Below are 8,780 nucleotides of genomic sequence, written 5' to 3' on the forward strand. Positions count from 1 at the left end.
CTCAGGCGGCCGGCAGAGCCGTCACGCCCGCCGGATCGACGGCAAGGGTAATCCGCTCGCCGGTCGCGATCTTCGCCGATTGCGGCATGTGGGCCACGAGGTTCAGGTCGTTGGCCGCAGCGGGCGCGAGATGGCATCGGAAGTGCGTGCCGAAGAATGCGCTTCCCGTGATCTGCGCCTCTCCCAAACGAATGGCCGCGTGCTCGCCGCTGTCGCAGAAGTGCTCCGGCCTGATGCACAGCGTAACCTTGTCGCCGGCGGCAGGCTTCCGGTTCGTGAAATTGGATGCTGGCAGCGAGATCTGACCGACAGGCGTTTCGACCTGCGCGCTGTCGTTCGCCGCATCTCGAACCTTGCCCTGCAGGAAATTGACTTCGCCCATGAAGCCGGCTGAGAACAGCGACTTCGGCCGCATGTAAATGTCGGAAGGCGCGCCGCAGTCCTCGACCTTGCCCTGGTTCATCACGACGATGCGATCGGCGATCGCCATTGCCTCTTCCTGGTCATGGGTCACATGGACGAAGGTCGTGCCGACCCGCTTCTGGATCGCCTTCAGCTCGTCCTGCATCTGTCGTCTAAGTTTGAGGTCCAGCGCACCCAGCGGTTCATCGAGCAGGAGGACATCGGGATCGACAGCGAGCGCCCGCGCGAGCGCGACGCGCTGCCGCTGCCCACCGGAAAGCTCATGCGGCTTCTTGCCCGCGGCCGACTTCAACCCGACGAGATCGAGAAAGGCCAATGCCTTCTCGTCACGCTTGCCCTTGTCCATTCCACGCATCCTGAGGCCGAAGCCGACATTGTCGACCAGCCGCATGTGCGGAAAGAGGGCATAGTCCTGGAACATCGTCGTAGTCGGGCGCTTCGCAGGCGCGACGCCGGTCATATCCTTCCCGCCGATCGAGATCGTTCCACTGGTGGCGGTGACGAAGCCGCCGAGGATGGACAGCAAGGTCGTCTTGCCGCAGCCGGACGGGCCCAGCAGGACGATGAACTCGCCTGCTTCTATCTCCAGCGAGACATTGTCGAGCGCCTTGAACGCGCCAAAGGTTTTGATCGCGTTGCGGATGGACACGGATGCGGTCATGGCTTGCGGCTCCTGCCGAAGAGAGCGAGTTCGAGCACCAGCAGCACGAAGACGGACACCAGGAAGACAAGCGAGCCGATCGCGTTTGTCTTCGGGTTCAGGCCCGAACGCAGCATGCTCCAGATTTCCACCGGAAGCGTCACATCGAAGCGCGACAGGAGGAAGGCGATGATGAATTCGTCCCAGCTGAAGGTGATCGAGAGGAAGAATGCGGCCATGATCGACGGCATCAGCATGGGGGCGGTGACGAGCGCCATAACCTTAAAGTCGTTCGCGCCAAGATCGCGCGCTGCGCGCTCGATGTTGATGTGATGGTCGCCCATCGACGCATAGATGATGGCAAAGCAAAGCGGCAGGTTGATCACCACATGCCCGATCCCGACGGTCCAGAGCGAAAGCGGGATCTGCAATGTGTTCAGGAGCGTGAGCAGACCGAGGGCAATGATCAGGTAGCTGACCGTCATCGGCGCAATCAGCAGGCCGCGCTGCAATACCGATCCCGGCAACCTGTAGCGCGCCAGCGCATAGGCGGCGAGAAAGCCCAGAATACAGGCTAGCGTCGACGAGAAGACCGCAACGAAGAACGAGTTTGCCAGCGCCGCCATCAGTTTGCGGTCGGCGAAGACGGCATCGTACCATTGGAGCGAAAACCCATTGAAGGGCGGAACCGGCAGACGCCCATCCTGGAACGAGAACAGCACCAGCACGGCGACGGGCAGGAATATGAAGGCGTAGATGGCCGCGAGATAGAGCCAGCTCAGCGACGAGGCGAGTAGGTCGTGCAATCGGCTCGAACGGACGACAGTGCCGGAGATTTGTGCCTGCGCCATCTTTACGCCCTCTCGATCTTCAGCCAGCGGGCGCAGAGAACATAGGCCGCGGTGACAGCCAGCATCAGGATGATGGAGAGGGCTGCCGCCATCGGAAAGTCTGCGCGTCGACCGATCTGCAGCATGATGATCTGCGGCAGGACGAGTTCGTTGTTGCCCCCGAGGATCTGTGGGGTGATGTAGTCGCCGATACAGAGCACAAAGGTGAGGAAGGCGCCCGTCATGATGCCGGGAAGCGTGAGCGGCAGGATGACGTGCCAGAAGGTCTGGAAGGTATTGGCGCCGAGATCGGCCGCAGCGCGCCGATAGTTCGGCGAAAGCTGGATGAGGTTCGAGTAGATCGTCAGCGTCAGGAGCATGACGAAGAAGTGGACAAAGCCGATGACGGTCGCGATGCGGTTGCTGGCAATCTCCAGTGGTTCTGAGATCAGCCCAATGCCGAGAAGCGCCTGATTGATGACGCCACCTTTCGACAGCACAAGCAACCAGGAATAGGAGCGGACGACGTAGGATGTCCAGAACGGCAGGATCGCGAGTATCAATGCCATCCGCTGCCAACGCTTCGGCACGCGCTCGGCGATGATCCACGCCAGCGGATAGGCCAGGAGCACAGACAGGATCGTCACCGTCAGCGTGATTTCGAGCGAGTTCGTCAGGCCCCTGAGTAGCGCGCTCTCGGTGAAGAACCGGGCATAGTTGTCGAGGTTCCAGACGCGAACGATATCGCGCCCCTGACGCGACCACAGGCTCATGGCGGTCATATAGAGAAATGGCACGACGAAGAAGGCAACGGTCCATAGCAGCGCGGGGGCGACGAAGCCCCAGGCTTTCCGGCGTTCCCTGACTTCAAGTGTGGCGGCGGTCATGATCGATCAACTTGGTTTGTTGTTGGCGCGGCAATCCTGCCGCGCGCGACTGGGATGAGGACGTTGTGACCCTCATCCGTAATTGGCCCATTAGCTTCAATCGTGTGCGAGGAGCGTTAAGCTCACTGCTGCATCATGTTGGTCCAGGCATCCTGCATCTTCTGGTCCAGCTCGGCAGTCGGGATCGGATAGAGCTGGGTGTTCTTCAGGTAGCCGGCCTGATCGTCCCAGCGCAGCGCCTTCTTCTGGTTGTCCGCCAGATGCTCACCGGCCTTCTGGTTGGTCGGCATGCCCCAGTAGCAGGAAGACGTTGCGAGCCGTGCCTGGCCTTCCGGGCTCAGGATGTACTGGACGAATTTAAGCGCCAGATCGGGCTTCTTGGAGTCCTTCATGACGCCGATCGACTGTGCCCAGCGCACCGCGCCCTGCTTGGGCACGATCCAGTCGAGGTTCGGCTTGTCCTTGGCAAGCGACGCCGTGATCCATTCGCCGCCGCCGACGAGGATGTCAACCTCACCCGTCGCAAGCGCGGTCTGGGATGAAACCACGTCGCTGACTTGCTTCGATACGGTCTTCATCGCCGACAATTTTTCCTCGATCGCCGGCATATCGGCGTCGGAGAGATCCGCAGTCTTCTTGCCGAGGCCGAGCTGTACCAGGCCGATCATCGGCAGGTAGTAGTCGTAGAGGGCGATGCGGCCCTTGTACTTGTCCGACCAGATCACCGAGAGATCTTCCATGTCCTTCGGATCGACCTTGGTCTTGTCGTAGGAGATCGTGTTGTAGCCGAACTTCTCGGTCACGGCGTAGGTTTTGCCGTCCTTGGTATTGTTGGCTTCCATGCGAAGTTCGGGGAACATGTCGGATGTGGGAAGGGCGTCGGCCGGCATCTCGCCAAGCAGGCCCATATCGATCACGCGGTGCACGTCCACGGCGTCCACGACCATCACATCCCAGTCGCCCGGCCGGGACTGCTCGAGGATGGAGAGGCCGGCGCCGGTCCCTTCGTATTCCTTCAGATTGACCTTGACGTCGTTGGCCTGCTCGAACGGCTCGATCAGCGCCGGATCGGTGTGATCGCACCAGACCAGTGCGTTGAGCTCATCGGTCGCGTGCGCGTGATTGACTGCGAGCGCCGACAGGGTGATCGCCGCGACGGAGGTGAAAAGCCGGCGCGCTGCGGCGCGCGAATTGGTTCTGTTCATCGTTCTACCCTCTGGTTTCGGCACTCGTTGCGGTGCCTTTACAAAAAGATTGAATGAGTTCATTTTTTAAGTCAATATCAAATTTGAAGGTATTCAATTAAGGAAATCGCGGGTGACGGGACTTCGCGCAAAACAGAAGGCCGACAAGAACAGGCGCATCCTGGAAGCCGCGACCAAGCTCTTCCGCGAGGTCGGCTATGATGCCGCGCGCATCGAGGACATCGCCGAGCGGGCGGAAGTCTCGGTCGGAACCTTCTACAACTACTATGAAAACAAGGGTGACATGCTGGTTGCCTCTGTCGCGATGGAAGTGGAAGAGGTGCTCGAAGCCGGAGAGCCGATCGTCGCGAACCCTCCATCCAACGTGCTGGAAGCCCTGTCGGCGCTGATCAACCAGTATTACGACCACTCGCTCGTCTATCTGAGCAAGGAGATGTGGCGAACGGCGATGGCGATCTCCATCCAGCAGCCGGATACGCGCTTCTCCAAGCGCTACACCGAGCTGGATCGAGCGCTCTGCCGGCAGGTCTCCACGCTTGTGCACAAATTGCAGCAACGGGGCGCTGTCCTGATGGGCATCGATACGACTGCTGTCGGCTCAATGTTCTTCAACAACCTCAACATGATGTTCACGGAATTCGTGCGCGACGAGACCATGTCTCTCGAGCAGTTAAAGGGCGACGTCGCCCGTCAGAACAAGCCTTTGGCGGCGCTTATCAGCGCGCCACAACAATAATCCAAAGACTGGGAGGAAACATGAACTCGACGCTGGAGAGCGTGATCTCTGCCGCCAATCGGCTGGTCGAAGCATTCGGTCGCCATGATGCTAAGGCGTACTTTGCCGCGTTCGCGCCGAACGCGACCTTCATCTTCCACAATCTCGATCGCATGCTGACGAACCGGGAAGAATATCAAGCGGAGTGGCGTCTGTGGGAGGAGCGCGATGGCTTTCGCGTCGTCGGATGCCGCTCCAGCGACCAGCGCGTCCATCTTGCCGGCGACACCGCCATCTTCACCCATCGCGTCGAAACGAAGGTGGAGTTCAACGGAGAACCGACGGAAACCGAGGAACGCGAAACGATCGTGTTCGAGAAGGCCGCCGATGGTGCATGGCTTGCGGTGCACGAGCATTTGTCGAAACTGAGCTGACGCGGCCGCTCGAGGGCTGCAAGCAGCCCGCTATCGTTCGCCTTTAAGACGGATGTCGGAAATCGGTTCGGCTCACAACGCAGCCGTTTCCGACGCTTCCGCTTCTGGCCCATCAGGGAATGTGGAGGCCCATGAGGCAATCACAAGGCGCGCCGCGCTAAACCCCCTATGGCAATATCGCCGGCGCCATCGGCCTCATAATACGCCCTCTTGTGCTCATACATCTGTGCATCTGCTCGCCTGATAATGCTTTCGACCGTTTCCCCCGGCTCGCCCGTTGCCGCTCCGAATGACATGCGCAGCGGAGCACTCGAGTAGAACTGATTGTTGATCTTGAGCAGCTCTTTGATGGTCTCCGTCATTGTTGCCGCCGCCTTTGCGTCCGCACCCGGCATCAGGACAGCAAACTCGTCGCCGCCGATGCGGCAGGCGTGATTGGGTTGCGATACCGCACCATTCAAAATCTCACCGAAGCGACGCAGCAAAGCGTCGCCTGCATCGTGGCCAAGCTGGTCATTGGCCTCCTTCAGGCCATTGAGGTCGAAGATGATCGCCGACACCGGCAGTATTGACTTCCGTTCCAGGCGGTTGATTTCTTCGGCGTAGAAGGCTCGATTGTAGAGCTTAGTCAGCACATCGTGTTTGCCAAGATATTCGAGATAGGCTTCAGCCTTCTTGCGCGCCGTTATGTCGGTAAGGGCCACCTGCACACGAGACCAATCGAGTTCATACCCCGGAAACACTGAGAAATGTAGCAGGATGTGGCGTACGGTGCCGTCGAGTGCGTAGTTCACCACTTCGCGATGATGATAGAGGTTTCCGTTCCACAGTTCGATGAGCTGCTCACGGAACGGCTTTTCCATGTCGTCCCGGAAGACCTCGTTCAGGCGACGCAGCAACTCATCTGGCTCGCCCGCGCAAAAGAGGTCCAGCGTTGCGCGATTGACCTTGATGACGTGAATTTCGCTCATGCATTGGCGCACGAATTCAGGATGGACGTCCATGAAGGTGCGGAAGTCGCTGATGCCGCGATCCCGGATGTCTTCGAGCAGCACCTTGATCCGGCTGAAATCCTCGACCCACAAGGAAACAGGTGAGTGCTCAAAAATGCCCTCTGCGTGACGCCTCTGGGCAGTCTCCGCCCGTCGTGCATCTTCGCGCGCCGTGATGTCCTCCGTCGTTAGAAGCAGCTTGCTGAGCGACGTTTCGTAGCCGGGCATGACTGCGCCGCGGAGCTGGATGTCGAGACGACGGCCTGAGATCGTATAGTTCGACGTGGTGCTCTCGAACACAAGCTCACCATCGAACAGTTTGGCGAGCTCGATCACATGGGTTTCAAGCATATCGTCGCGAAAGATCGTCGAGAGGTTGGCGCGCAGATGGTGAATGTCTTCAGCCTCGAAGAGCTCCAACGTTTTCCTGTTCACGTCGAGCACCCGAATACACCGGGAGCACTGCGCGACGCGGTCTTGATCCTCCCGTAGAAACGTTCTGATGTCCGTGACGCCTTGCGAGCGCCATAGGTCGAAAAGCGCTTTGACTCCGCTAAAATCCTCGACCCACATCGCCGTGGGGGCGAGATTGAAGATATCGGAATCGAAGCTCTCTGACATGGTTACTCGACGTTTTTGATGTTTAACGGAGCCAAGGCGAATCTCCTCTTATCTCAAATAGGTAAACCGAGGTTGAAGTATGGGCTTTGTCAGCCGACTAATGGAGGAAAAGAAGAGGATGGGCTTTGCCTTTGGCAGCGTCATGACGCTTTTCCAAAGCCCAGTCACAGCTTTGTTCTTTCTAAACGCTGAAGCTCATCGAGCCCGCGATCGTGGGGGCCACCGAAATCAGGATCGGGCCAATCCAGTAAGTTGCCAGTGCATTTGATCTCACTGGCACCATCCCCTCACTCGCCAGTCAGTCTTCGGCCCAGCCGGATATCACCTTCGCTTCTAGGAACTCCTCGATTCCCCACGCTCCCCCCTCGCGTGCGCGGCCGGATGCTTTCACGCCTCCCACCCGCAGCGCGTAGCGCGACGGCTCAACTCGTCCGGACCCGGTCCACCTGGGTGTGAGGTACTGCCCAAGCTTATGTCTGCCTCCTGCGGTAAACGTCACTGTGCGGGCATGAGCGCCGGGGCGCCCTTGTCCTTGATCAGGAGCACCAGGAATTTCGCCGGCTGGGTGTCGCTCGCGTTCCGGTCGACGATGTGAATGTCGTCAGGGCCTTCATAGAAGGACTGTCCTGGTGTCAGTGTCACCTGTTGTCCGCCCTTCAGTTGCATCACGACGGAGCCCTCCAGCACATAGACAAACGCATGCGCATTGTGCCGGTGGATAGCGCTCGACCCGCCGGGCGCATGCTCGACGGTGATCATCAGAGCTTCCCTGCCGGGGCTCTCCGGAAGATCCTTGGACATGAGTGCCGTGACCTTAGGCTCCTGAGCCACCGCCGTGCCGATCATGAGGCACAGAGGAATCAACGCAACAAGTTTGATCGTCATGGTCGCCTCTCGTTTGTTAGGCACCAGTTCGGACAGACCGGGGCGTACTCCGAAGCGGGATCAGGGTGCCTGTGAGCGGCGGAGCCACTCATCGAAACCGATGCGGCCGAGGCGCGCCTCACCCAAGGGCACGAGCGAGTGCTCCTCGACCCGGCCGCCGTAGTATTGGGCCCCGGGGTCGCTCACGACCGCACGCGGGTCGCCAACCGCCTTCAGATAGCGGGCGACGAATTCGTTGAACGGCGCCCGTTCCGGACCGGCGATCTCGACGATGCCGCTACGCGGCGCCGCGATTGCGACATCGGCAACGACGGCGGCAACGTCGTCCGCCGCAATGGGCTGGAACAGGACGGGCGGGAGCCTGACTACGTTTCCGTCCGCACTGGAATTGGCGATGGCGCCGAGGAATTCCAGGAACTGGGTCGCGCGAACGATGGTGTATGGGATGCCGGATGTCCTGATCAGTTTTTCCTGGGCGACCTTGGCGCGGAAATAGCCATTGTCCGTCCGGTCGACTGCGACGATCGATAGCGCGACGTGGTGCCGGACGTTCGCTGCGGCGTCAGCAGCGAGAAGGTTGCGGCCGGAGGTCTCGAAGAACTGAAGCACCGCCTTGTCTTCAAATGAGGGTGAGTTGGCAAGGTCGATCACCACCTGTGTGTCCGCCATGGCCTCTTTGAGACCCTCGCCGGTGATCGTGTCAACGCCGCTGTTGGGCGAGGCGGCGACGACCTCGTGGCCGCCTTTGCGCAAAATGGCAACGGTCTTCGACCCGATCAGGCCGGTGCCGCCGATGACAACGATCTTCACGGTTTATCCTCCTTTGCCGCAGGCGCCGCGGCTGCTGCACTTCCGCCGTCAGCGACCGTGTCGCTCGGGATGTCGGGCGGCTGGTTGTTGCTCGTGTGGGCCTCGCGGCTATCAGGCCGCGAAGACCTCACGCAGATATTGCGACGCCTGTTCAACGGCACCACGCACCGGAGGTGTGTTCGCGATCGGGTTGAGCAGCATGAAGTCGTGGATCGTGCCATTGTAGCGGACCGATGTGACCGGAACGCCAGCCGCTGCCAGCTTGCGGCCATACGCCTCGCCTTCATCGCGCAGCACATCGTTCTCGTCGACCAAGAGTAGTGTTTGCGGCAGGCCCG

10 protein-coding genes are annotated in these 8,780 nt (G+C 60.0%); 2 read left to right on the forward strand and 8 right to left on the reverse strand.

The features are described 5' to 3' along the window. Nucleotide 1: 1 nt before the first annotated feature. The 4 genes from AC1DDS_RS13295 to AC1DDS_RS13310 form a co-directional block, all read right to left on the reverse strand. Nucleotides 2-1,084, reverse strand: coding sequence for an ABC transporter ATP-binding protein (locus AC1DDS_RS13295; protein ID WP_477479326.1), 1,083 nt, complete (start codon nt 1,082-1,084; stop codon nt 2-4). After that, the gene (locus AC1DDS_RS13300; RefSeq protein WP_477479327.1) at nt 1,081-1,914 is read right to left on the reverse strand and encodes an ABC transporter permease; all 834 of its coding nucleotides are present in this window, start codon (nt 1,912-1,914) and stop codon (nt 1,081-1,083) included. Before AC1DDS_RS13300 ends, AC1DDS_RS13295 begins: the two co-directional genes overlap by 4 nt. 2 nt (nt 1,915-1,916) lie before the next feature. Beyond that, nucleotides 1,917-2,780 carry an ABC transporter permease gene (locus tag AC1DDS_RS13305; RefSeq protein WP_477479328.1) on the reverse strand — a complete coding sequence of 288 codons (864 nt, stop codon included), beginning with the start codon at nt 2,778-2,780 and terminating at the stop codon, nt 1,917-1,919. A gap of 122 nt (nt 2,781-2,902) precedes the next feature. Further along, on the reverse strand, nt 2,903-3,985 hold the full coding sequence (locus AC1DDS_RS13310; protein ID WP_477479329.1) for an ABC transporter substrate-binding protein: 1,083 nt from the start codon (nt 3,983-3,985) through the stop codon (nt 2,903-2,905). A 112-nt stretch (nt 3,986-4,097) separates the two neighbouring features. Between AC1DDS_RS13310 and AC1DDS_RS13315 the strand changes: the two genes are divergently transcribed. Beyond that, nucleotides 4,098-4,721 (forward strand): TetR/AcrR family transcriptional regulator, encoded by a 624-nt coding sequence (locus tag AC1DDS_RS13315; RefSeq protein WP_310420241.1) that lies wholly within the window; start codon nt 4,098-4,100, stop codon nt 4,719-4,721. 20 nt (nt 4,722-4,741) lie between these two features. Further along, nucleotides 4,742-5,134 carry a YybH family protein gene (locus AC1DDS_RS13320; RefSeq protein ID WP_477479330.1) on the forward strand — a complete coding sequence of 131 codons (393 nt, stop codon included), beginning with the start codon at nt 4,742-4,744 and terminating at the stop codon, nt 5,132-5,134. Between the two features lie 140 nt (nt 5,135-5,274). On the opposite strand, the gene AC1DDS_RS13325 is transcribed toward AC1DDS_RS13320, so the two are convergent. From AC1DDS_RS13325 to AC1DDS_RS13340, 4 genes are all read right to left on the reverse strand, one after another. Next, nucleotides 5,275-6,747, reverse strand: a complete 1,473-nt coding sequence (locus AC1DDS_RS13325) for a sensor domain-containing diguanylate cyclase (RefSeq protein WP_477479331.1) — start codon at nt 6,745-6,747, stop codon at nt 5,275-5,277. Nucleotides 6,748-7,242: 495 nt separating this feature from the next. Next, nucleotides 7,243-7,632 (reverse strand): cupin domain-containing protein, encoded by a 390-nt coding sequence (locus AC1DDS_RS13330; protein WP_477479332.1) that lies wholly within the window; start codon nt 7,630-7,632, stop codon nt 7,243-7,245. 60 nt (nt 7,633-7,692) lie between these two features. Further along, complete coding sequence (locus AC1DDS_RS13335) at nt 7,693-8,442, reverse strand: SDR family oxidoreductase (RefSeq protein WP_477479333.1); 750 nt, start codon at nt 8,440-8,442, stop codon at nt 7,693-7,695. Between the two features lie 111 nt (nt 8,443-8,553). Then, nucleotides 8,554-8,780: alpha/beta hydrolase (locus AC1DDS_RS13340; RefSeq protein WP_477479334.1), on the reverse strand; the 227-nt coding region annotated here is incomplete at its 5' end.

This window comes from Mycoplana sp. 10N416, assembly GCF_056394765.1.